15 protein-coding genes are annotated in these 23,666 nt (G+C 63.7%); 10 read left to right on the top strand and 5 right to left on the bottom strand.

Annotation, left to right across the window (positions count from 1 at the left end):
* Positions 1–62: 62 nt before the first annotated feature.
* The 8 genes from OJI97_RS12045 to OJI97_RS12010 are packed head-to-tail and all read left to right on the top strand — an operon-like array spanning position 63 to position 17,007.
* Positions 63–5,813 (top strand): AAA family ATPase, encoded by a 5,751-nt coding sequence (locus OJI97_RS12045; RefSeq protein WP_297663786.1) that lies wholly within the window; start codon positions 63–65, stop codon positions 5,811–5,813.
* Entirely contained in the window at positions 5,810–6,832 is a 1,023-nt protein-coding gene (locus OJI97_RS12040) for a hypothetical protein (RefSeq protein WP_297663785.1), read from the top strand. The genes OJI97_RS12045 and OJI97_RS12040 overlap by 4 nt, the downstream gene beginning before the upstream one ends.
* Before the next feature lie 49 nt (positions 6,833–6,881).
* The gene (locus tag OJI97_RS12035) at positions 6,882–7,094 is read left to right on the top strand and encodes a hypothetical protein (RefSeq protein ID WP_297663784.1); all 213 of its coding nucleotides are present in this window, start codon (positions 6,882–6,884) and stop codon (positions 7,092–7,094) included.
* 43 nt (positions 7,095–7,137) lie between these two features.
* Positions 7,138–10,527, top strand: a complete 3,390-nt coding sequence (gene hsdR, locus OJI97_RS12030) for a type I restriction-modification system endonuclease (RefSeq protein ID WP_297663783.1) — start codon at positions 7,138–7,140, stop codon at positions 10,525–10,527.
* Between the two features lie 11 nt (positions 10,528–10,538).
* Entirely contained in the window at positions 10,539–12,020 is a 1,482-nt protein-coding gene (locus tag OJI97_RS12025) for an N-6 DNA methylase (RefSeq protein WP_297663782.1), read from the top strand.
* Positions 12,021–13,394, top strand: coding sequence for a restriction endonuclease subunit S (locus tag OJI97_RS12020; protein ID WP_297663781.1), 1,374 nt, complete (start codon positions 12,021–12,023; stop codon positions 13,392–13,394). It abuts the gene before it with no gap.
* 20 nt (positions 13,395–13,414) lie between these two features.
* Entirely contained in the window at positions 13,415–15,733 is a 2,319-nt protein-coding gene (locus tag OJI97_RS12015) for an AAA family ATPase (protein ID WP_297663780.1), read from the top strand.
* Positions 15,730–17,007, top strand: coding sequence for a restriction endonuclease (locus OJI97_RS12010; RefSeq protein ID WP_297663779.1), 1,278 nt, complete (start codon positions 15,730–15,732; stop codon positions 17,005–17,007). Before OJI97_RS12015 ends, OJI97_RS12010 begins: the two co-directional genes overlap by 4 nt.
* Positions 17,008–17,327: 320 nt before the next feature.
* Here OJI97_RS12010 and rlxS read toward each other — a convergent pair whose 3' ends face one another.
* Entirely contained in the window at positions 17,328–19,292 is a 1,965-nt protein-coding gene (gene rlxS, locus OJI97_RS12005; RefSeq protein WP_297663778.1) for a relaxase/mobilization nuclease RlxS, read from the bottom strand.
* 43 nt (positions 19,293–19,335) lie between these two features.
* Between rlxS and OJI97_RS12000 the strand changes: the two genes are divergently transcribed.
* Complete coding sequence (locus tag OJI97_RS12000) at positions 19,336–19,743, top strand: hypothetical protein (protein WP_297663777.1); 408 nt, start codon at positions 19,336–19,338, stop codon at positions 19,741–19,743.
* A 364-nt stretch (positions 19,744–20,107) separates the two neighbouring features.
* Here OJI97_RS12000 and OJI97_RS11995 read toward each other — a convergent pair whose 3' ends face one another.
* Positions 20,108–20,428 (bottom strand): DUF736 family protein, encoded by a 321-nt coding sequence (locus tag OJI97_RS11995; RefSeq protein WP_297663776.1) that lies wholly within the window; start codon positions 20,426–20,428, stop codon positions 20,108–20,110.
* Between the two features lie 405 nt (positions 20,429–20,833).
* On the opposite strand from OJI97_RS11995, the gene OJI97_RS11990 reads away from it, so the two are divergent.
* The gene (locus tag OJI97_RS11990; protein WP_297663774.1) at positions 20,834–21,019 is read left to right on the top strand and encodes a hypothetical protein; all 186 of its coding nucleotides are present in this window, start codon (positions 20,834–20,836) and stop codon (positions 21,017–21,019) included.
* A 3-nt stretch (positions 21,020–21,022) separates the two neighbouring features.
* On the opposite strand, the gene OJI97_RS11985 is transcribed toward OJI97_RS11990, so the two are convergent.
* From OJI97_RS11985 to OJI97_RS11975, 3 genes are all read right to left on the bottom strand, one after another.
* Positions 21,023–21,472, bottom strand: coding sequence for a MucR family transcriptional regulator (locus OJI97_RS11985; protein ID WP_297663773.1), 450 nt, complete (start codon positions 21,470–21,472; stop codon positions 21,023–21,025).
* A gap of 138 nt (positions 21,473–21,610) precedes the next feature.
* A complete protein-coding gene (locus OJI97_RS11980) occupies positions 21,611–21,799 on the bottom strand; it encodes a hypothetical protein (RefSeq protein ID WP_297663771.1) in 189 nt (62 codons plus the stop codon).
* Positions 21,800–21,854: 55 nt separating this feature from the next.
* Complete coding sequence (locus tag OJI97_RS11975) at positions 21,855–23,603, bottom strand: ParB N-terminal domain-containing protein (protein WP_297663769.1); 1,749 nt, start codon at positions 23,601–23,603, stop codon at positions 21,855–21,857.
* Between the last annotated feature and the right edge of the window lie 63 nt (positions 23,604–23,666).

Raw genomic sequence — 23,666 nt, 5'->3', positions numbered from 1 at the left:
CGGGGACGAATCGGCGGGCGCGGCAGCGAGCAAAAAATCAGGAAATAGGGTTCGGGGGGACCATGGCGTTCGAGATAGACTGGCAATTTATTCGGGAATTTCACCCGCTTCCCAATAGCGACCGGCGTCTTCTGCTGAAAGCCCTCGGCATTGAAACCGTCTCCAATCGCGATGACGACTCCTTTTATCATTGGCTTGCAGAATATTATCGCGCCGGAACCGGACCGCTGCTCGACGAAGCAATCCGCAGATCCTCGGCGAAACCCGACGAGCGGTCGCTCGATGCGTTGCTTCGCCAGTGGTTAATCGGCCGGACCGGCTTTCCCCGCCGCCGCCGCTACGGCAACACGCGGGCTCAAATCCGGACCATGCTGGCGGGTCTCGATCCCGATTGCGAGGTCGCGCGGCAGGTCGATGCGCTTCTCCCCAACTTCCCTTGGCTCCTCGACGAGCGCGCCGGTCGCCCCCTCGCCGCTCCGGCAAGCGGCAGCACCCCGATTGCTGCCGATACGGACGATCATCCTGAACGTCCCGAAGGGCCCGGTCCCGCCTCGCCGACCGAGGTGCTCGACCGTCTCGCAGCCGCGGTCGAGGCGATGCGTGCGCATCCCGAGCCGGCACTGGTCGAATGGGCGGGTGCGCTTGCCGAAGCCATCGAAGCGCATCTCGCTGCCTCCTCGCGCGCCGAGGAGGATGCCGCCGCGTTGGCCGAGCGCCGCGCGGCCGTAAAAGCGATGCTTGCCGGCCTCGACAGCGTCATCGCGGCCCGCATCGGAACCGTTCCTGTCGATGCCATGACGATCGACATGGTCGATCGCATGGAAAATACGCTCGCAAGCCTCGATGGCGCGCATGCGGCGTTGGGCCGCGCACAGGAGGCTTGGCGGCTCGCGGCGATGGCCGGAAAAGCCGAACGCGATGCCGCCACCGCGGAATTTGATCGCGCCGAGAGCGAACGCGATGCCGCGCTCGATCGGCTGGAACAAGCCCTTACGGACTGTGTCGCCGAACTTGGTGACGCGGCGGTAGAAGAAGAGCTCCCGCTTTTTGCGGCTGTGTTGCCCGACGACGCTGCCGCTGCCGCTGCCGCAGCTGGTGCCGGCGACGGAGAGGCCGGAGCCTCGCCGCAAGTGGACGATGCGTCTTCGGGCTATGGAGAGGAGCGTGCCGAGGTAGCGGCCGATAGCGCCAAGGGAAATCCTGCTGACGACGGCTCGGACGAATGGCCGGATGTCGAGGAAGCGACGGTGGAGGACGCTCTTGCCGATTCCATGCCTTGTGAAGGCGCGGCTACCGAGCCGGTCCGGGAGGTGACGCCGTTGACCGAGCCTGTGCCGCTCGCCGAAGCCGATTTCGATACCGCTCCGGCAGCACGCGACGAGCCCGACGCCCCCGACGAACCGCAGCCGCAGCTGCCGCGGTGGGAAGAATGGATCGCTGCCGCGCTCGAAGGCAAACGCTATGGATTGGCCGTGCATCTCGCGGACGGCCGCCGGCTGTCGGGGGCCGAGCTGCCAGACAGCCTTCCCGCTCCGGTGATCGAAGCCCTGCTGACCGGCAATGGTGTCCATACAGCCTTCAACAAGCCGTGGGTCGCCTATCAGGAGCTCGCCGAGGCGGTGATCGCTATTGCGAAAAATTCGAACGGTCAGCCGACTGATCTTTTGCTGCTCGCTGGCGCGATGCGGCCCGCGATGCTGCAATCCGATACCGCCATGGCGGTCATCGATGCCCTCGACGGCGGGATCGGTGCCGCCTTCAAACCGCTGCGGCGGGTCATCCAGAATGTCGCGACGCTCCGCCTCGTTCACATGGCGGACCTGGCGGCGGCCCCGGATCAGGAAGAAAAGCATCGCCGCGCCAGCGATATCAAGGACAGGCTCACCGCCTGGCGCGCCGGGGCGCCGACCCGCAAAACTAATTATCAGCCCGCGACCGCCGTGTGGCAGGAGCTTGTAAGTCCGGCAGGGACCATTGGACGTGCCTTTCAACTCGCGCTCGCGGGGAAGGGCGATGCCTTGTCCGCCGTTCGCTCGCAGGTCGCGCTCCTCGAGGATGAGGATGCGATCATCGACGGCGCGCGAAGCCTGCTCGCCAAAGGGATACGCCGCGATGCGATCGAAGGTGTCGCACGCAAGCAGATCCGCGGCCTCATCGGCAGCGCCACCGAGCTTTTGCGTGAGTGGATCGCGGTCAATGAGGAAATCGGTCGTACCGACGATCCACATCACAGCCACCGAACAGCGCTCGTCGGCGCCATCGCCCAATCGCGCGAGATATTGGAGGGTCTGGACCGCAGCACGCCTTTGCTCGATGCGGCGATTGCGACCTTCGACGCAGTGCTGACCGACCTCGATGCCCAGCTGCGCGGCACGGCCTACGCCCCCCTCTACCCTGACGTAGCGCTCGACAGCGAGATCGCGCTGCTTGCCCATTTTCCGCTCAATGCGCGACGGCCATTCCGGGTGCTTGGAAACGACGTCGAGGATCTGGCGCGCGCGGCCGAGATCGCTTTCTCTCCCGCGCTGCCGACCATCGCTTCCGCCTTCGAAGAAGCGCTCCGGCTCGGGGCCGCGAGCAGCGCGAAGCGGCTTCTCCCCAGCCTCGACCCACGGAATGACGAGGCAGATGTCGCACGGGTCGCCGCGAGCGTCGTCCGGTCGCGAGAGGAGCTGGCGGAGCGCAAACGTCGGCTTCGCCAGAGTCTCGACGACCTGCAGATCGCCTCGACGAGCAGCAGCAGTGCTCTCGACGAGCTAGAAGGCGCGATGACCAGCTTCGAGCAGCTATCGATCGGCGAACTGCCGCTCGACATCGGCGAGCCGGGGGCGATAGCGGACTTTCCCGCCGCCAATGCCGAACTTGACCGCATCGCCCGCAGTCTGGAGAAAATCCGGGCGCCCCAGCGCGCCAGCCTCGAAGTTCGTATCCTTGCTCTCGAGACGTTGTATGGCCCCCTCGAAGACTGCCGGGCGCAGCTTGAGCGGGGCGATCTCGGCACGCTCGCCGAAGAGGTCGACCAGATCGAGAAACACGGCATAGCTGATGCGGCGGAAAGCGCGCCGCTCTCACTGCTCCGCCGCTTTGCCGAACTTCTGAAGGCCGCGGGCGACAAGCCATCGGTCCCGATCGGCAATCTCCCCAAGGCGGCGCGCGAAGGCGACACGCTCGAGCTGTTCGATTTTACCGCGCTGAAACCCCTCGATCGCGAGCGGTCGACGAGGCTGCTCGAGGCGTGGAATATGCTCCGCCGCACCACATCCCCTGGTCTTCGGCGCGACAAGCGCGGCGATCCGCTCGTGAAGGTCGGCAGCGCCGCGGCCGACGTCCTTGCGGCGCTGGGGTTCAACGGGGTACGTGCAAAGGACCCCAAGCGCGACAAGAGCTGGTTCCAGTTCTCCATGGCGACCCTGCCGCTGCGTGACCGCGAAATATGTCCCGTGGCCACCTTCGGTAGCGAGCGGGTAAACGGCAATGAGCGCGACGCCCATTATCCGGTGATCGTTGTGTCCCCCGGCGAGATCGATGCCTGCATTGGCTCGTTCGACCAGCTCCCCGAGCAGGCGATCATCCTTTTCACCGATCCCCTCGATGCGCGGCAGCGCCGCGATCTTCAGCGCAAGGCGCGGCGCAGCACCCGCTCGATAGCGGTGGCCGACACAATGACGATCGCCGCTCTCGCGACGACCCGCGACGCGGGCACCCGGCAGTTCTTCGAACTCGCCATTCCCTATGGCAGCTCGCACACCTATTCCGACACCAGCTCCGATACGGCCATCGAGAATTTCTTCGGACGCGATACGGAGATGCGCGCACTCGTCGATTCCCGCGGCCCGTGCTTCGTTTACGGCGGTCGTCAGCTCGGCAAGACGGCGCTTCTCAAGCAGATCGAGCTCCGTGAAAACGGCAATGACGATCGCGTCGCGCTCTATTGCTACATCAAGCCGGTGGGCGACACCGAGGGCGCCGACGATGTGTGGAAGGAAATCCAGCGCCGAGTTCAGGCGCGAGGCATGGTTCTTCCCAAGGCCGCGAGCATACAGGAGCAGCTGAAAGCCTGGGTTCTCCAGAAGGCCGGGCGCTATCTCTTGATCATGCTCGACGAAGCCGATGCTTTCCTCGCCGGCGAAATGAAGGCCAATTTCCCGATCATCGAGCAGATGAAGGCGATGATGGAAGACACCCAGCGGGCGATCAAGTTCGTCTTCGCGGGGCTCCACAATGTCCAGCGTTTCTACCGCGCGCCCAACAGTCCGCTCCTCCATCTCGGTCTGCCGGTCAATGTCGGTCCCTTGCTCGGCGGCGACCGCGTCGCGGCGCGGCAGATGGCGATCGCGCCGATGGCGGCACTCGGTTTCGAATTCGAGGACCAGATCGACGCCTACCACATGTTGTCGCTGATCGGCTTCTACCCGTCGCTTATGCAAAGCTTCGGCAAGGCGGTTGTGACGGCGATGAATGCGCAGCTCGGGCGCAGCAGCGGACCCGTCTCCATGCCGTTCCGCATCAAGCGCGACGTCATTGACGCTTGCTTCAACCAGCAGACGTTTCGAACCAGTGTCGTCCGCAAGCTCCAGAAGACGCTGGAGCTCGACGAGCGATACGAGCTCATCACCTATGCGGTCTGGAGCCGGATGCAAGATGACAGCGTCGCGGGCCTTTCGACGGCCTTCGGCTACACCGCCTTCGAAATCTCGCGCCTGTCGCGCGAATGGTGGCCCGCGGGATTTGCCGAAACCGAATCGCTCGAAAGCTTCACTGCGATCCTTGACGAAATGGAAGAAATGGGCGTGCTGGCCCGGAAGGGCGATCTTTACGCGCTTCGCTCGCAGCGCATCGCCGCGATGCTTGGCGGCAAGACTGAGATCGAAAGCCGGATGCAGGAGCTGATCGAGCGTCCGCCGACCCGCAGCCCCGATCCGCTGTCAAGCCATCGCCGGATGGGAGCGCGCTGGTCGCCGCTCGCGCTTCGCCAAGAAGCGGCGCTCGTCAAGCATCTCACCGATCCCGCGGGTCCGCGTATTTTCCTCATCGGCGCCGCGCCCGCCGCCGGACTCGATCGTCTCGGCGACGCCATTAACGAGCTGATCGCATCGCCTGCCGTGCCGCTCGCAAGTCCGCGCCGTCTGAAGGACGCCGACGCCGCGACCATCATCGAGGTCGCCGGACGTCAGCGCCGCGAGGCATCGCCCGAGGCCCCGCGCATCCTCTTGGTCGAAGGGCAATTGCCGGCGGCCGACGGGCTGGCGCTGCTGCGACGCGACCGCGTGTTTCGCGAAACGCAGCGCCCCGTGCGGCTCGTCCTGTGCGGAACGCCGACGGTCGAAATTGCGGCCTTGCCGCCTGAGCGCGATCTTCTGTCGATCCAGATCGGCCCTCTGAGTCTCGAGACAATCGCGCACTGGATGAGCCGCGAAGAATTTCCGGAGGACGAGCGGATCCAGTCAGCGCTGCGCGCCGCGACGGGGGGCTGGCTCGACGTCCTCGAACGCGCCCCTGTGACCCCGGCCGTGCGAAAGCGCGGCGCTGATGCCATGATCGAAATGATCAGCGCGGCCGCGGGCAGCTTCACGGCTGCCGATCTCGGTCTCGACGCCGAAGCGCTCGAATTTGCGCGCGCCCTCCTAAAGGCGCAGGGCGGCGGCGGCGCGAACGAAAGCGAAATGGCCGACTGGGCGATGATCGTCGACGAAGCAGCCGGAGCTGCCCGGCTTCGCCTTCTCGACGCGCTTGGGATCGTCGAAACGCTCCCGACCTCCGGCGAAACGGCGGTTCGCGCCTTCAATTCGCTCGCCGCGCGACTCCTTGCGTGACGGGGCGATTTCTCGACATCCTAGCCGCTGCGAGGCTGGACGAAGCGTTGGAGGCTGCGGCCGAAGGCCGGCCGCTCATCCTTCGCGCCCGGCGGGCCGACACCGCCCAACGCCTGCTCGACCGCGCGGCCTATGGCACGGTCAGTCTCGAAATCCTGACCGTCGATGCCGACAGCTCCGCGCCGCAGGCGGCGCTGATCGAGGCCGGCGCGCGTTGCGCCCCGGGCATCGCCGACCTTGTCGAATGTAGCACTTCGCGGCGTCTCGACTACAAGCTCTTCGTCATCGATCTTCGCGGCCGCGATGCCGGTCCTTGGTTGACACTGGCCGGGACCTTCGCGCGCATGCGCGCGAAGGTCACCGAAGGTCCCGCTCTCGTCCTGATCGGGAGCATGGCGGGGGCACCGGGGGGCTGCGATTTTCTTGACGACGGCGGCTTCGTCGGTCCCGCCGAAGCGATCATGTTCACCGGCGAACGGCGCCGGCGCGCGGGGCTGCTCGCCGAATGCGCGGATGCCGCGGCTATCGAGGTGTCGCGCGGCGATCTTGCGCAGCTCGGTGAGTTGCTCGATCTCAAGGACCAAGAACGGTTCGATCCTACCGACTGGCTCGGCCGCCAACCCGTGTCCGAGGTAAAGCTTCTCTGGCGGACGCGCGACGAGGTCTGCGCCACCTGGCTTGCGCGCAACGCACCCCTGCGTCTGCGCGAACGCGTCTGGCGCGGGCATGTATCGGTCATGTTTCCCTGGATCGCGAATGCCCTTGCCGATTTTCTCGAGAAGCATGGCCGACGGCTGCCGGCGAGCCTTCCTGATCGCCATACCGGCGCACCGATCCCGCGGGCCGAATTCGAATGGGGCGAACTCCTCTATTGTCTCAACCAGCAGGACGGGTCGCTCGGCGATAGAGCCTATCATATCAAGAAGGTCCGCAACGCCCTCGCGCATCGCCGGCCGCTCGACTGGGCAATGGCGAGCCGGCTCGAGGCCGATGTCGCGGCGCTGATGCGCTGGACCTGACCTTCCACGGCAGATAGACGGTTACGGCAGAGGCGGGGCAAGATCGTGCATGACGAGTGACCGCTTCGCGGCGCACGACGTAACGGTCCTGGTGACCTACTTCGGGCGCATTGCACCAGGCGGTTCTAAGGAACGGGACCGGAGAAAGCTGGAGGTGGCCTCCGCAGCGGAAGAACTCGACCCTGCAAAAAACTGGGCTGACGGAGCGGGATGTATCTTCCAGATCGGCAGCGATTTCTCCCTTCGCCTCGGCACACGGTGATTTGCTAACTTGAGCGAAACATTGGAGCCGTTACTATGCTCCAGTGACTGAGGGGGGATCTTCGAACTTTGCCTTTCTAGAGGCCTCTGACGATCGCCTATTTCGTCTTGCGACGCTCGCTGAGCGCTATGTTTTCGATGACGCCCCGGCGGCGCTCACAAAGCTTCGATCGTTCGCAGAAATGATTGCGAAAGAAATCGCGGCAACACATGCGCTGTTGCCTCTCGGGCAGCCCTCGCTGGACGATATACTCTCGCAATTGCGCCGACGTTCTATTCTGCCCCAGCAAGTCGGGGACATTTTTCATCTTCTCCGAAGGCAAGGCAACAAAGCAGTCCATGAAGATGTGGGTACGCCCAGCGATGCCCTCGCGGCGCTGAAGCTGGCGCGCAATCTCGCCATCTGGTTCCATCAGGCTTACAATAATCAGCCGGGCTTCCGGGCGGGGCCGTTTGTGCCGCCTGCCTCCTCTCAAGCCGTTTCCGAAGAATTGAGAATCGAGCTTGCCGACTTGCGCGCGCAGGTGCGTGCGAGCCTTGATGCCGAGGCTGAGGCGCGCCTGGCAGCGAACGATGCGGAAACGGCGCGGCGCGAGGCATTGGAAAATGCCGATCAGCGCGAGAAGGAGCGCATCTTCTGGGAAGCATATGCTGCGGAAACTGAAGCGAAGGCGGCCGCGGCCGAGCAAGAACTCGCGATCATTCAGAAACAGGCAGAGGCGGAAGCGCCAGCACAACTCGACTTGCTCGCGTCAATGGCGGCGACGGCAGCCGATGCCATCGAACTTGACGAGAAATCGACGCGGGTTCTGATCGACGAGCAGCTTCGCAACGCCGGCTGGGAGGCCGACAGTGCAGTGATGCGATACGCCAATGGCGTCCGGCCGGAATTCGGTCGCAACATGGCGATTGCCGAATGGCCGACGACCAGTGGCCCGGTCGATTATGCCCTTTTCGTCGACGGCGCCTGTGTCGGCGTGATCGAGGCAAAGCGAGGCACAACCGACGTTCCAGGCAGATTGGGTCAGGCCCAGCGCTACGCCCGCGATATCGTCTTGGATATCGACGCGCTGCCCTCGGGCGGCCCGTGGGTCGATGGCAACCAACGCTTTCGCGTACCATTCATATTCGCGACCAACGGGCGGCCTTATGTAAAACAGCTCGCAGTGAAGTCCGGGATTTGGTTCTGGAATGCGCGAACGAAAGAAACACCGCGCGCACTAGCCGAATGGTTTTCTCCCCGCGATCTCATCGAGCGGCTTGAGCAAGAAGTCGGCGAGCCGATCGCCTCCGTGGCCGAGCGCGAAGTCGGCGTTTCGGGTTTGCGGCCGTATCAGGAACAGGCAGTCGCGGCGGTCAGCGGAGCGATCGATGAGGGACAGCGTGCCATCCTGCTGGCAATGGCGACCGGCACTGGCAAAACGCGGCTTGCGATCGCGCTGATGTACGAACTCCTTCGCGCGAAGCGATTCCGGCGCATCCTCTTTCTCGTCGATCGCAATGCGCTCGGCCGTCAGACGCTCGATGCGATGTCGACGACGGACACTTCCGGGTTTCTGAAGTTCGACCAAGTCTTTCCGGTGGCAGATCTGGCAACAAAATTTCCCGAAGCGACGACGAGGGTTCAGGTCGCAACGGTGCAGGCGATGGTCCGCCGCCTGTTCGACGAGAGCGACGGCGAGCGGCCCACGCCCGGCACCTACGACCTGATTATCGTCGACGAAGCGCATCGCGGTTACACGCTCGATGCCGAGCTTCGCGAGGATGATCTGGAGTTTCGCAGCCTCGACGATTATCTGTCAGCCTATCGCCGCGTGCTCGATTATTTCGACGCTACGACAGTAGCGCTGACCGCGACTCCTGCGCTTCACACGCGCGAGATCTTCGGCCGGCCGGTCTTTTCCTATGGTTACCGCCAGGCCGTCATCGACGGTTATCTGATCGATCATCGTCCGCCGCGGCGTATCACCACCGCGCTCAGCCAGACCGGCATCGTCTTTGAGCAGGGCGAGGAAGTCTCGATCATCGATCCCCGGACCGGACAACTCGATCTGTTCAACCTGGAGGATCAGGTCGATTTCGAAGTCGCTGACTTCAACAAGAAGGTTTACACCGAGGCGTTTAACAAGGCCGTGGCGCAGGCGGTCGCGGCCGAATGTCCGCCCGACCATCCAGGGAAGACTTTGCTCTTCGCTGCGCGAGACGACCATGCCGACATTCTCGTCAAGGCGCTGCGCGAAGCGCTCGACGAGGAATATGGGCCGCAGCCGCACGACATGGTCCAGAAAATCACCGGAAGCGTCGATAAGCCGCTCGACGCGATCAAGGCGTTCAAGAACGACCCGCGGCCCAAATATGTCGTGACGGTCGACCTGCTGACGACCGGCATCGATGTGCCGTCGATCACCAACCTGGTGTTTGTCCGCCGCGTGAACAGCCGCATCCTGTACGACCAGATGATCGGCCGCGCGACGCGGCGCTGCGACGAAATCGCTAAGGCCTGGTTCCGCATCTTCGACGCCGTCGATATCTACGCCAATCTGCAGGACTTCACCGACATGCGGCCGGTCGTCGTCGATCCGGCGCTGAGCTTCGCGGATCTGGTCCGCGACCTCGAACGCGCGCCGACCGACGCGGACCGCGCGATCGTCAGAGACCAGATCGTCGTCAAGCTACGTCAACGGCTGAAGCGGTTGAGCGAGGACCAGCGCGAGACGATGGCGCAGGTGCTAGGAAATCTGTCCGAATTGCCCGACCGGCTGAAGGACGCTTCGCCCACCGAAACGATTGCACTGTTTCGCCAACACCCGCCGCTCGCGACGCTGCTCGACACGCCGGACCGGCGCAAGGGCGACGGGATCTACCTGTCCGAACATGACGACGAGCTGGTCTCGGTCGAGGACGATTATGGCGAGAAAGCCTCGCCCGCCGACTATATCTCGGGGTTCGAGACATTCATCCGGACGAACATGAACGCGGTGCCGGCACTGATCGCCGCGACGCAGCGCCCACGCGACCTGACCCGCGCCGAGCTCAAGGAGATCGCGCTGTTGCTCGATGCCGAGGGCTATTCGGAGGCACGCCTGCGCCGCGCCTATGGAACCGCACGCAACGCCGACATCGCGGCGCATATCATCGGCTTCGTTCGCCAGGCGGCGCTCGGCGACCCGCTCGTTCCCTATGAGACGCGCGTCGAGAACGGTGTGCAGGCGATCCTCGTGGGCCGCGACTGGACGCAGGGCCAGCGCCGCTGGCTGCAACGCATCGGCCGCGCGCTGAAGGATCAGCCGGTTGGCGATCCGGCGTTATTGTCCGACCCGTTGTTCGCCCAGAATGGCGGGTTCGCCGTGATCGACAAGGAGTTCGACCATAAACTTGGCGAGGTGCTGATGGACCTCAACGCCGCGATCTGGGATAGCGGCGCCGCCGCATAAGGAGTGACAAGTTGAATCCCGCCAGCGATCTCGTGAACAAGCTGTGGCGCCTGTGCGCGCTGCTGCGCAAGGACGGCATCACCTATCAGCAGTACGTCACCGAACTGACCTATCTGCTGTTCCTGAAAATGGCGTCCGAGCAAAAGGACGAGAGCCGGATTCCGGCGCAATATCGCTGGCGAGCCATTACCGCGGCCAACGAGGCGGAGGTGCTGCAACGCTATCGCCAAGCGCTTGTCGATCTCGGCAATCCGGACAAGGTCAGCGACCGTTCGGTCGTCGCCATCTTCCAGAATGCGACCACCGTCGTCCGCGAGCCCGCCACGCTGCGCAAGCTGATCGACGCGATCGACGGACTCCACTGGTTCAGCGAGGAGCGCGATGCGTTCGGCGACGCCTATGAAGGCCTGCTCCAAAAAATGGCGGAGGAGACCAAGCGCGGCGCCGGGCAATATTTCACGCCGCGCGTGCTGATCGACGTGATGGTCGATCTGATGCAGCCGCAGCCGGGCGAAGTGATTCAGGACCCGGCGGCGGGCACCGGCGGCTTCCTGATCGCGGCGGATCGCCACATGCGCGATACGACCGACGATTATTTCGCGCTCTCACCCGCGCAGCAGAAATTCCAGCTAGGCCAAGCGATCCGCGGGATCGAGAATGTGCCCGACACCTTCCGCCTGCTGCTGATGAACCTGCATCTGCACAAGATCGATCCGGACCATCTCGATCTGGGCGACACACTCGCGCCCAAGGGCAGCGGAACGCAGTTCAAGAATGCCGACCTGATTCTCACCAATCCGCCTTTCGGTCCCGCTGGCGGCCCACCGACGCGTGACGACCTGACGATCACCGATCGCGTCTCCTCCTATCAGCTGCCCTTCGTCGAGCACGTCATCCGCGCGCTGCGGCTGGGCGGACGCGCCGCAGTGGTGGTGCCGGACAATGTGCTATTCGACGAAGGGCGCGGCAAGCTGCTCCGGCAACGGCTGATGAGCTGGTGCGACCTGCACACCATCCTGCGCCTGCCGACCGGCATCTTTTATGCGCAGGGCGTGAAGACCAACGTGCTGTTCTTCACCCGCGCCGACGAGGAAGCGCCGACCAACGATGCGACCGAGGCGGTGTGGATTTACGACATGCGTTCGGGCGCGCCCGCCTATGGCAAGACCAATCCGCTCAAGCCCGCCGACTTCGACGATTTCGTCGCGGCGTTCGGCGACGACCCGCTGGGCCGCGTTGCGCGCGCGGACACCGGAGAGGCAGGGCGCTTCCGCCGCTTCACCCGCGAGGAAATCGCAGCACTTGGAGACAATCTGGATATCCGTTGGCTGAAGGACACCAGCGACGAGGCCGAGGACGGGCTGGACACTCCCGAGGACATCGCCGCTGCGATCGAGGGCCATCTGAAGCTGGCGCTGGAGGAAATCGGTGCGCTGGTCGGGGAGTTGGGTGGTGAGGCGGATGCACCCGAACTGGCGGAGGCGGCCGAATAAATGAGTGGGCGCGCAGCGACTGACCGCATCATCCGGGGCCGGGCGGCAATCTCAGTAAATGACCCCGGCCACGCATTGCCGCGAGGTTGGGCGCGCGCAGTTCTCACGGACGTCGCAGACCTCGGCACAGGGCACACTCCAAGTCGGCACCACCCAGAGTATTGGGATGGCGAAATTGGCTGGATCGGAATTCGTGACGCGGGTGCGCACCACGGCAAGGTGATCAACGAAACGGCGCAGCACATCACGCCCCTTGGCGTTGAAAACTCAGCAGCGCGAATGCTGCCGAAAGATACCGTTTGTCTCTCACGCACGGCTTCAGTGGGTTATGTTGTCAAGATGGGCCGTCCGATGACAACCAGCCAGGACTTCGTGACCTGGAGTTGTTCCGAAGCTATTGATCCAGACTATCTGCTTAATGCGCTATTGGCCGAAGGTAGCGATATACGCCGGTTCGGGGAGGGGTCGACGCACACGACCATCTATTTTCCTGCGGTCAAAGCGTTCAACATCGACCTGCCCCCGCCCGCGGAACAGCGACGCATCGTCGCAAAGCTGGATGCGCTGACCGCTCGCCTCGCCCGCGTGCGGGCAGAATTAGACCGGGTGCCGGCGCTGGCGGCGAGGTTGCGTCTCCAAACACTAGAGGAGCAATTTCGCGATTCAGCTGGCGGAGAAACGGCCAAGATTGGAGAAATCTGTCGCGTGGGGACTGGTTCCACACCGAAGCGAGGAGAGGCACGCTATTACGATGGCGGCACAATTCCTTGGGTGACGAGTGGGGCGGTGAACCACGGTCTTGTTACTGAGCCGACCGAGTTTATCACCGATGCAGCTATCGCTGAAACGAACTGCAAGATTTTCCCTGCTGGCTCCCTTCTTGTCGCACTCTACGGCGAAGGAAAGACGCGGGGAATGGTTGCAACACTGGGCATCGAGGCTGCAACCAACCAAGCATTGGCGGTGCTTCACACGTTTGATGAGGCCCGCATTAAACCCGATTGGGTGCGAATGTTCCTGCTGGCCCGCTATGAGGAAACGCGCCGCGCGGCGGCGGGCGGGGTCCAACCGAACATCAATTTGGGAATTGTGAAAGCCATTTCGCTGCCGGTTCCTTCTCTCTTGGAGCAGACGAGAGCTCTCACACAAATCAACGCCAACTTTGCCCGCGCCGACCGTATGGAGGCCGAAGCTGCCCGCGCCCGCGGTCTGGTCGAGCGGCTGGAAGCGGCAATCCTTGCCAAAGCGTTCCGCGGAGAACTGGTGCCGCAAGACCCCGATGACGAACCCGCCAGCGTCCTGCTCGACCGCATCCACGCCGAGCGCGCCGCCGCGCCCCAGCCGAAGCGTGGTCGGCGGGCGAAGACCGGCTGACCGGCAAATGGGGGGATGACGTGAACGAAGCGGGTTTCCGCGCCTGGCTCGAGGCGAATTACGGGGCAAACACGGTTGCGACCAAGCTGTCCGAGGCTCGGCAACTGGCGAAGGCCTATGGCGATCTGGATATACTTTACAACGAGGACGGGCTGGCGTCGGTGATGGATAGCCTGCGCTATTCCGCTGCCGACAAGGCGGCGAATCGCCCCAATCCGTCCAAGGTTCCGCTCACAAGCGATCTGTATCGCGATCTCAGCAACCTGCGGACGACCGTCAATTACTACAGGAACTATTGTGGTGGAGAAAAACGGGGTGGGGCCGGGGGAGGTGTCATGATGACCGACGACGAAATCCTGCAACGGTTTAGCGGGAAGTCTGGCTTCAAAGAATGGTGCGCTGGCTGGTCATCGCCCGATCGTGCTGCGTTCTTCCGCGTGGCGCGCGCGCTGCACGACGCGGGTGTCGACTGGTATCATGTCAACCTCGACAAGCAGGTTCGCTGTGGCCGGAAAAAGCAGAATGCCCTCGATGCCAATGAAGTCTTCATGGTCCTATCGACCATTAAAGGAAGCTGCTGGGTCCGCAAACCGGCCGACCGGACAGCGCTTGGACTTCCCGAGGTTGGAGTTTCGCTTTCCAAATTTGCCGATGCCGTCGAAGCGCACCCTGAATCGCTGGAACGGTTTTTTGGCGGCACAGGGTACTGGCCCGACGAGTTGTCGCCAGACTCAGCGACGACAGACGAAGACACCAGTCCCGACCCATCGGCACCGACAGTCATCGAGCCGACCAACCTGATCCTGTACGGCCCGCCCGGCACCGGCAAAACCTATGCGACCGCAGCAGAAGCCGTCAGGCTGTGCGGCGAAGCGGTTCCCGACGATCGCGATCAACTGATGCAGCTCTATCGGTCGTTGCACCAGAAAGGACGAATCGCATTCGTCACCTTTCACCAGAATTTCAGTTACGAAGATTTCGTTGAGGGCCTGCGCCCCGTCACGTCTTCGCAAGGTGATGACCTCAACCAAAGTGCAGGTTTCAGCCTCCAGCCCCAGGATGGCATCTTCAAACTGATCGCCGATCTGGCCGCAAGCAACCGGGGAAAGGCAGTCGGCGGCGCCCCCGCAATCGATCGCAGCCGGAAGATTTTCAAAATGTCCCTCGGGCGCAGTTGGGCATCCGAGGATGACGCTATTTATCAGGACGCGATCCGCGGCGGCTATGTCGTACTTGGCTGGGGCGGCGAGGTCGACTGGTCCGATCCACGCTATGACGCATGGGAATCAATCAAGGAACGCTGGAGGCAAGACCATCCTGACGCGAGCGGCAACGATCCCAACATGTCGCAGATGTATACGTTCCGCATTGGCATGCAGATCGGCTCGCTGGTCGTAATCTCGGACGGCAACCGCAAGTTTCGCGCCGTTGGCGAGATCACCGGTCCCTATCAATTCGTGCCGGGGCCCAATGGCGAATATAACCATCGCCGCGCGGTGCGATGGCTGTGGCACAGCGAGGAAAGCCTGCCACGCGAACTGATTTACGACAAGGAGTTGAGCCAGGTTTCCGCCTACCAGATGAACAGCCGGCACGTAAACTGGGACGGGCTGGAACAGATCGTGGCCGGTGGTGACGATGCGAATGCCCGCGGGGCACCGGAATCGTTCGTGCTGATCATCGACGAGATCAATCGCGCCAATATCTCGAAGGTGTTCGGAGAGTTGATCACGCTCCTCGAAACAGACAAGCGGCTCGGCATGCTCAACGCGCTCACCGTCCGCCTGCCCTATTCAAAGCAGGAGTTCGGTGTCCCCGCGAACCTCCATATCATCGGGACGATGAACACCGCCGATCGTTCGATCGCACTGCTCGATACGGCGCTGCGGCGCCGCTTCGACTTCCGCGAACTGGCGCCTGACGCTGGAGAACTTCCTGAAAAGGTGGGCAACATCCCGCTCCGCCGCGTGCTGGAGGTCATTAACGACCGCATCGAATATCTTATCGACCGCGAGCACCGCATTGGCCACGCCTTTTTTCTGGGCCGGGGCGGGCGTGACCGCGAAGCCATTGATGCGACGATGCGCAACAAGGTCATCCCTCTGCTTCAGGAATACTTCTTCGAGGACTGGTCGCGCGTTGCGTCCGTGCTTGGCGAAAAGCCCCGCAGGGGCGGCGCCTTCCTCTTATGCCGCGAACTGAGCGATCCCACAGGAAGCGATGGCGAGAAGCGCGAAAGCTGGAGCGTGCTGCCCAGCTTCGCTGATGACGCCTATGAACGGCTAATCAGCAAAGCGCCGATCGCACCCGATGCAGTGGCCGAAGGGAGCGCCGAATGACCCATCGCACGGTCCACGAATGGGGCCGTGTCTCGGTGGGTGACGACGGGTTTACTCGTAGTCAGGCCGACGCCCTCTTAGCAGCTGCTCGTGCGCATCGCCTCGGCGGCACCGATGGCACCGACATATTGTGCGACCATTATCGGCACTTGCGGGCGCGCCAGATGGTCGGCGTGATCGCGGCGCGGGGCGCCAGCCTCGAAATTCTGCCCAAGGTCGATCCGGCCATGTCCGACGATGCGCCGGCAACGGTGCGTGGCCGGTTGATGCACATGCTCAATGTTGCGCTCGGGCTCGATATTTCGGCGGGCGAGGCGTCGGCGATGTCCCATCGTGCCGACAGCCTGCTTGACCTCTTCATTACGTTGTTCGCCGATCGGTTGCTTTCAGAAGTCCGCCGCGGGTTGCCGCGACAATATCAGCAAGTTGAGGACGACCTCCTAGCGCTCCGGGGACGCCTCGACGTCATCCGGCAGTTCACGGTTCACGCCGTTCGTCCCGATCGGCTGGCTTGCCGGTTTGACACTTTGGCTGTCGATATACCGCTCATGCAGATCATGAAGGCGTGCGTGCTATTTGTGTCGCGGCACACGCGATCGATGGCGACGCAGCGTAAACTCGCCGAACTTCGTTTTTTGCTCGACGAGGTGCGAACAATCACGCCGAGCGCGCTGCCGTGGAAACGGGTTCGCATCGACCGGGCGAGCCGGCGGTGGAGTTCCTTGCTGGAACTCGCGCGGTTGCTCCTTGGCCAGCGTTGGCAGGAGACCCATGCCGCAAGTCATGAACCCGAAGGCATTTCAGTGCTCTTTCCCATGAACGATCTGTTCGAAGCTTATGTGGCTGTCCAGCTCCGCCGGGCTCTCGCCGATAGTGGGCTGGATGTCGTGACGCAGGGCGGCCTTCGCTATTGCCTTGGTCCATGGCGGGAAGGCGAAGATACGGTCGGGACCAGCTTTTCAACCCGGCCCGACATATTGGTACGAGGCGGCAGCGAGGTCGAAATTATCCTGGATACCAAGTGGAAGAACCTGACCAACGGTGTGAGCCAGGCCGATGTCTATCAGATGATGGCCTATGCTCGGATTTACCATTCGCCTCGTCTTGTTCTTCTGTACCCCGCCGCACCGGGCGCAAACGGCCGAGAAGTTGAGATGCATGGACTCGCAAGTGGTCGCGAACGGTTGGAGATTGCAACCGTGGCGGTCGACGGTAGCGAGGCTGAATTGCGCGAGGAGCTGAGGCACCTGATATTTCCTCGCATGCACGCCTGAGGCGCTCGGCCCAGAATATCCTCAATCCGGAAAGCGCTGAAGAGCAGAGTAAGCATCGAAGCCAACGCTTCGCGCCGTCACTAGTGAATGACCGCTTTCGGGCACAGCGTGTTCAGGACCGCAACGACCAATATGAGGCGCATTGCCGATCGTCCGGTCTTTGGCGAATGAAGGACCATTTCCGTCGAAACAGCCGTTCGCCGTCATCACGCGGAATGGCTTGAGCCGGGAACAACTGCCTGACGTTTTATGTCGACCAACGGAAGCCATTTCATTTCTGCCATTCAACCCACCAATCGGTCAGAATTTCCCACATTCGGTCACGAAATATTCGGCCCGTTACGCTGCCGCCCGAAGCTCCAGCTGATGCCACCATCGCGCACAATGCCCGAGACGTTCTTGCCGATATGGCGCTCCATCACCGGACGCCACGGGACCAGCGTGAAATCGCGCGACCGCTCGACCAGCGCATGGCGCCCGCTCGTCATATCGACGACGCGCGCCAACCGGCCCTGTATCGCCTCTTGCGGCTTCGCTTCCGCGAAGGGCTTTCCGATCTCATCCGATAGCTGGCTGGCGACGCGCAGCAACTCGCGCCGCTGGAGGGCCGCGAGCATATCGCGGCGATAGATGGTGCGTCCATCCTGATCCTCGGCAAGCTGCTCGGCGAGCAGCCATTGCCGCCGCATGGCCTGTGCAGCGCGAACCTCGCGCCCAAATCCGGCATCGCGCACCGGTATCGGGGCGTCGGCGACCAATTCCCGGTCGAGCCAGGTCGCGGCCTCCATACCGGGCAGCTTGTCGATCGGTACAGCCGAGAGGGTTTCGACGGTGACGGGCCGGTCGCGAAGCTGTCGCGCCTCGAACCGTTCCACTTTGCCCAGATGATCCGGCGCGATGACCCAGCTTCCGTCAGGCTCGCGCTCGACGGCGCGCGTCGCGCGCCGCATGGCTTCAAGACGGCGGACATGGCTTTCGGCGAAGCGCTCGGTGGCGGTCGGATCGTGCCGCAAATGCGCGTCGATCGTGTAGCGTCCGCCATTGGCGGCCGCGACCTCGGCGATCGTATTATCGACAGTCCGGACACCGCCGCTGCGCGGCGCGATCTGGACAATGGCGTTTTCGGGGATCGGGTCGGCCGCTTCGCCCTTGCCGATCTCGGCATAATGGGTGCGCCCATCGATCCCGTCGATCAGCAGATAATGGCGGTCTTCATGTTCATCGGCGAGGCCGCGCATGACGACGCGGCCGATGATCGGCGAGACTCCTGTGGCAGTCGGGTCATAGATGAGGCGATCGGCCGATGCGCTCTCCAGATTCCTCGCGGTCAATTCGCGCTGCATGGTGCGGATGATATCGGCGCGCTCGCCGACCCGGCGCAGCGTGTTCGCAAGGTCGGATTCGAGCCGCCAGCTTGTCCCGCCGATGTGCGAGGCAAGGCCCATGCGACCGAGCTTCTGCAGGCGGCCGACGCGGAGCGCCTGCTGGAACGGATCCTTGTCGCTCGCGCTGACCAGCCTTGCCGCGTCGATGTCGCGGATCAGCCGCCGATCGATCGCGGTCAGCCGTTCCGCGTTCACGTCGCTGCGCAGCCGCTCCTCGATCTCCAGATCGGTGCGCGGTCCAAGATCGAGGTTCACGATGTCGATGGCGCGCTCGCGAAGCCCGTGTGAAATATATTCGCGCGCGATCACCAGGTCGGCGCCGCGATCATTCTTTCCGCGCAGCACGACATGGGTGTGCGGATGGCCGGTGTTGAAGTGGTCGACCGCCAGCCAGTCGAGCTTCGTTCCCAGATCCTGTTCCATCTGCGTCATCAGGCGGCGGACAAAGGGTTTGAGGTCGGGATATTGATCGGCGTCCTCGGCGGACACGATGAACCGGAACTGGTGCCGGTCGCCGCCCGACCGTTCGAGAAACGCCTTGCCGTCCGCTGTGTCCCTGTCGGCCGAATAAAGTTCGCCGGGCTGACCCTCGCGGGTCACGCCGTCGCGCTGGATGTAGCGAAGGTGGGCACGCGCGCCGCCCAATCCCTTTCGGGCCAGCTTGACCGGGCGTATCTTGACGACGACGCGGCGCGACCGGAACGCGCCAAACCGATCGCGTGAATGCAGTACACGCGCGACGCTCGCACCGCGGCCGATCCGGCTGCCGTCGAAGCGCCCGCGCTTGCCGGTCTGCATCCCGGTGCGCCGCGCGGCCTTTACGACCCGGTTGAGATAGGGTGTTTCCTTGCCGCGGCCGCGCATCCGGCCCAGCTGCGGTTCGAACTCATCGTCGCGCATATCGGCGTCCTTCCATATGGAATGACGCTCCCCGCAGCGAAACATGGCGCTTTCGCGCGCCAAGGCAAGGAGTCTCGCGATTTTCCGCGGATATCCGCAGAAAAGCGTACGTTATGCGATCCTGTCTCGCAGCGCGATGGCGGGTCTCGCAGACTTTCTGAAAAAACGATGTGCAGACAAAGGCTTAATGGTGAATCGCGGGACTGCGAGACACTATTTCTATCTTGCCGTGGTTCCTTATCGGCTCCCACCCGCCATTCCTGCCCTACTCCGCGATCAAAAAACGGGGAGCGACGCCCGCCGACGCCGCTCCCGAACTCCCTCCGCATCACCTATGCCGACACGCCTGTTCGGTGCATCCCTGCGCTCGATCGCGCCGCCTTCGCAGCCTTTCAGCGGCGCGCAATTCGGCCTCGATCTGGCACTGTTCGGCGGCGTCGTCGCACCATGAGAGTTCGGCCCGAAGCTCCTCGATTTGCTGTTCGATCGACATGATTTCTCTCCTCATCTTGCGAATGATGAGGCTTCGCCCGGCGGCGGGCGGGCTGGGTCCAGGACCGCGAAGCGGCCGCGCAGCGGGCGATGGGGGTGCCGATTTTGTCGGCGACGGAGTGGAGCGAAGCGCAGCGGAGACGGCGGCAAAATTGGGGGCACCGTCGATCCTTGACGCAGCCCGTTCGCCGCCGGATGCTGGACAAGACTGAGCGGATTTCCACCCTCTCGGATGATCTTTGACGTCGATTTCATCCCGAAAAGGAGCACGGCAAAGGCAAGGAAATGCCCCGCGCCGGATATCCGGCGCGGGGCGTGGCGGCTCAGTCGCCGGGGTTCCAGATGATGGCGAAGGCGTCGTCATCATCCTGCCCGGCGGCGCGGCCGAGGTTGGCGTAGAGGGTGCGCGGCCCGAGTTCGGGGGCCGACATGGCGAGGCGGACATATTCGCGCTGGCTCAATTCGCCGGTGCGGATCCAGCCGCCGCCGAGTTCGACGCCGTTCGACACGACGCGGTAGTCGGGCTGCTCGCCGGTCTTGCCGCGATTGGGCACGATGGCGACCTCGGCGTTGATCGAAAGGGTGCGGATCGCGCCTTTGAACGACCCGTCGGACTGGCGTTGCACATAACCGATGGCAGGCATTCTTCATCTCCTTGGCATCTCGCCGGGCCTCGTGCCGGGCGATGGGCGGACCAAAGGGACGGCATGAGTGGACCCGCGAACCGAAGGCCGAAGCGCAAGCGGAGGACCGGAAGCGCGGAGCTGATTTGAAGCGAAGCGAGCGCGAGGAGCGCCGCGTCAGCGGCGCGGGGAAATCAGTTTCGCGCGATGGTTTCGCGGGGACCGCGGCCGTCCCAGGTCCAACGCCCCGCGCCCCGGCACGGGATCGGCGGATGAGGACGGGATGACGTGTCGCTGTCGCGGCAATGCGAGCTGGCGGGGAGCGAAAGCGCCGATCCCCTGCCCGCTTCCCTTTGAGCGCCGCGCGCCTATAGACCATTCGCGATGGGAGGGGGCGCCACGATAGCGAGTCAAATCGAGCGGCTGGTGGCGCGGCTGGACGGAGCGGGCGTGTGCGACGACTGCATCACCGAGCGGCTGAACCTATCGGTGCGCAGCCAGGCCAATCTCGTCACGCGCGGGCTTGGCGGACAGCGCGGTTATGAGCGCATCAAAGACACCTGCATCCTGTGTGCGCGGGTCAAGACGGTGATCCGGCACGGCGCGAAATAGGCGTCAGGCGGGCGCCTTCTTCGCCCGCGGACGGCGAGCCAGCGCTTTCGCCGCCGCTTTGGGCTTGCGACCCAGACCGAGTTTCCTGGCGATCGCCTGGCGCTGCTCCGAATAGTTTCGCGCCGTCATCGGATAATCGGGTCCCAGACCCCACTTCGCGCGGTATTCCTCCGGCGTCAGGCCGTGATCGACGCTGAGGTGGCGCTTGAGCGTCTTGAATTTCTTCCCGTCCTCGAGACAGACGATATGGTCGGGCTTGACCGAGGCGCGGATCGAAACGGCGGGTTTGAGTTCGGGTTCGGGCTCGAGTTCGGCGCCCAAACCGGCGAGCGCGCCATGAACGCGCGCGATCAGATCGGGCAGATCGGCGACGCCGACACTGTTGTTCGAGACGTGCGCCGCGACAATATCGGCGGTCAACACGAGCAAGCTATCGTTCTGCACGTCGGCCATTTGCCGTCTCCCCTGATCTCTACGCGACCGGGGGTAGGTAGCGGTAGGGAGTTCGTCAATTCCTGCAGTAGTCGCACAATAAAAAGCCGCGCGGCGGTAAAGCGCCGCGCGGCAGGATATTGAAACAAAGCTGTCGCGCTAGCGGATCGAAACCGACCGCCACACGACAAGACATTGCATGATCCGGCACGGCCTGTCGATCAGCGCCGCCTTTTCCACGGCGCGCTCATAGGAGCGATAGGTGCCGTAGGGCGACCACAGGGTGCCGCGCACCTCCGGGTGCGGATATTGCTGTTCGAGCACATAATTGGGACGTTCGGGAGCCATGATGCCCTCCATCGAAAAGAGGGGATGGCGGGTGCGCCGCCATCCCGCGTGAGGGTCAGGCCGCGAGCGGTTCGGGCTTGGGCTCGGCCCCCGTCCGCGCGGCGGCGACCATTTCGGCCGCCGCGACGGAGCCGACGCCGCCGCGCGCGGTGTAGGCGGACGGCGGAAAGGCCATCCATTTCGGCACCCAAGCCTCGACCTTGGGCCGCCCGTTCGCGCCGTCCAGATGATCGCGAACGATGCGCTTCAAGACCTTGCCCGGCTCCTTCGCGTTGGCGCTGGCGATCTCCTCGCCCGCGACCTCGGCGACGATGCGGGTCAGCACCTCCTTGTCGCGAACAAGCTCGAAAAAGGCATCGTCGGCCTGCCAACAGGCCGCCATATCGACGCCGATCTCGGTCCCGACCGCCTCGACGGCGGCGCTGCCGCTTTCGAGCGTTTCGCCGATCACGATGACGATCACATCCATCACCGCGCGGTCGGGAAGATCGAGCAAGCGCAGGAATAGTCCGGCAAGCCCAAAGCCATCGCCGTTGCCGCCGATCACGGTCGGTTCCTCGGCCGAAAAGCCGAGCAGGTCGAGGACCGCGCGGCGCTTGGCGTCGAAGTCGGCTTCGGCGCGACAGGTTTCGACGCTCTCGCGCGCCGCCTCGTTGCGGCAGGTCTGCGGCTCGGGCTTCACGCGCCACAGATACGACCCGGCGATGGCATGGGCTACCATCAAGCGCAGCGCGACCTTGGGATGGCCGGTGAGCGCGGCTCGGGTGGCGGCATGACGATGCAGGTCGATATAGGTCTGCATCGAACTCGTCACTTCGGGGCGCGGCACTTTCGGGCCGCTGTCGATGGCCTCACCGCGTTCGAGCCTTTTGGCTTCCTTGGCGGTCACATAGCCTTCGTGGAAGGTGATTTCGCCGTTGTCGCGGACCTCGATATAGATGCGCCCGCCCTTGCGCTTGGGCGCCTTGCAATGCTCCCAGGTCGAAAAATATTGCCCGCGCGGGACGATGACGACATCGCTCCATCCGTCGTCCAGATAGGCGTTGCGGCGGTCTTCGATCACCGCCTCCTGCGCGGTCCAGAACGCCTCGGCGTCGGCGAAATAGCGGTCCTCGCCGAATAGATCGGCAATGACGGCAAGCCCGCTCGCCTCGACATCGAACAGCGCATGATCGACCTTGATCGACGCGCCGCCGAACAGCCACCCTTTCAATTGATGACCGGTCGGGCAATAGGCGTCCGCATCGTCGTAAAGCGCCAGCCATGCCTTTTGCTGCGCCTTGCTCGCCAAGGTCAGATGGCGGACGGTCGCGGCGTTGATCGCCTCGTCGCGATAGAGGGTGCGGACGCGGGGCAAGAGATTGCCGAGCGCGAGGATGCGTTTGACGCCCTGTTCGGGGATGCCGAAGGTCGCCGATATATCGGCGATGTCGCGGCCTTCCTTCGCCAGCCGGGTGAAAGTTTCCCAGCGGGTCACCTCGTCGGGGGCGAGGCGGGCGATATTCTCGATCAGCGACGCCTCGATCGCGGCGACATCGTCGCCATCCTCGAGAATCGCGCAGGGCAGCGGCTCGCCCGCGCCGTCCTGTTCGTCGGCGACGATCCGGGCGGCGGTGAAGCGCCGCGCGCCCGCGACGATCTCGAACGCGCCATCGGCGCAGTTGGGCCGCACGAGCAGCGGCACCATGACGCCGCGCGCGCGCACGGTCGGCAAGATGTCCGATACATCGGGCGCTTTCTTCGCATAGCGCATATTGGCCTTGCTGATCGACAGCTTGCCAAGGTCGATAAAAGAGAGTTTCATCTTTCATGCTCCTATGAGCGCCGGTCCGTTGTTCTTTCCGGGATGGCGGACCGGCTTAGTCAG

It is taken from the genome of Sphingopyxis sp. (genome assembly GCF_025869345.1).
In the GTDB taxonomy this organism is placed as follows: domain Bacteria; phylum Pseudomonadota; class Alphaproteobacteria; order Sphingomonadales; family Sphingomonadaceae; genus Sphingopyxis.
Note: the sequence above shows the minus strand (reverse complement) of the source record. Positions and strands in the feature narration are given on the sequence as shown.

Bases quoted from the DNA above. Each gene is read 5' to 3' on its own strand.
- OJI97_RS11975 (WP_297663769.1), bottom strand. From the start codon at position 23,603: ATGAAACTCTCTTTTATCGACCTTGGCAAGCTGTCGATCAGCAAGGCC.
- OJI97_RS11980 (WP_297663771.1), bottom strand. From the start codon at position 21,799: ATGGCTCCCGAACGTCCCAATTATGTGCTCGAACAGCAATATCCGCAC.
- rlxS (WP_297663778.1), bottom strand. From the start codon at position 19,292: ATGCGCGACGATGAGTTCGAACCGCAGCTGGGCCGGATGCGCGGCCGC.
- OJI97_RS12045 (WP_297663786.1), top strand. From the start codon at position 63: ATGGCGTTCGAGATAGACTGGCAATTTATTCGGGAATTTCACCCGCTT.
- OJI97_RS12000 (WP_297663777.1), top strand. From the start codon at position 19,336: ATGGCGCTTTCGCGCGCCAAGGCAAGGAGTCTCGCGATTTTCCGCGGA.
- OJI97_RS11985 (WP_297663773.1), bottom strand. From the start codon at position 21,472: ATGGCCGACGTGCAGAACGATAGCTTGCTCGTGTTGACCGCCGATATT.
- OJI97_RS11995 (WP_297663776.1), bottom strand. From the start codon at position 20,428: ATGCCTGCCATCGGTTATGTGCAACGCCAGTCCGACGGGTCGTTCAAA.
- OJI97_RS12020 (WP_297663781.1), top strand. From the start codon at position 12,021: ATGAGTGGGCGCGCAGCGACTGACCGCATCATCCGGGGCCGGGCGGCA.
- OJI97_RS12010 (WP_297663779.1), top strand. From the start codon at position 15,730: ATGACCCATCGCACGGTCCACGAATGGGGCCGTGTCTCGGTGGGTGAC.
- OJI97_RS12035 (WP_297663784.1), top strand. From the start codon at position 6,882: ATGACGAGTGACCGCTTCGCGGCGCACGACGTAACGGTCCTGGTGACC.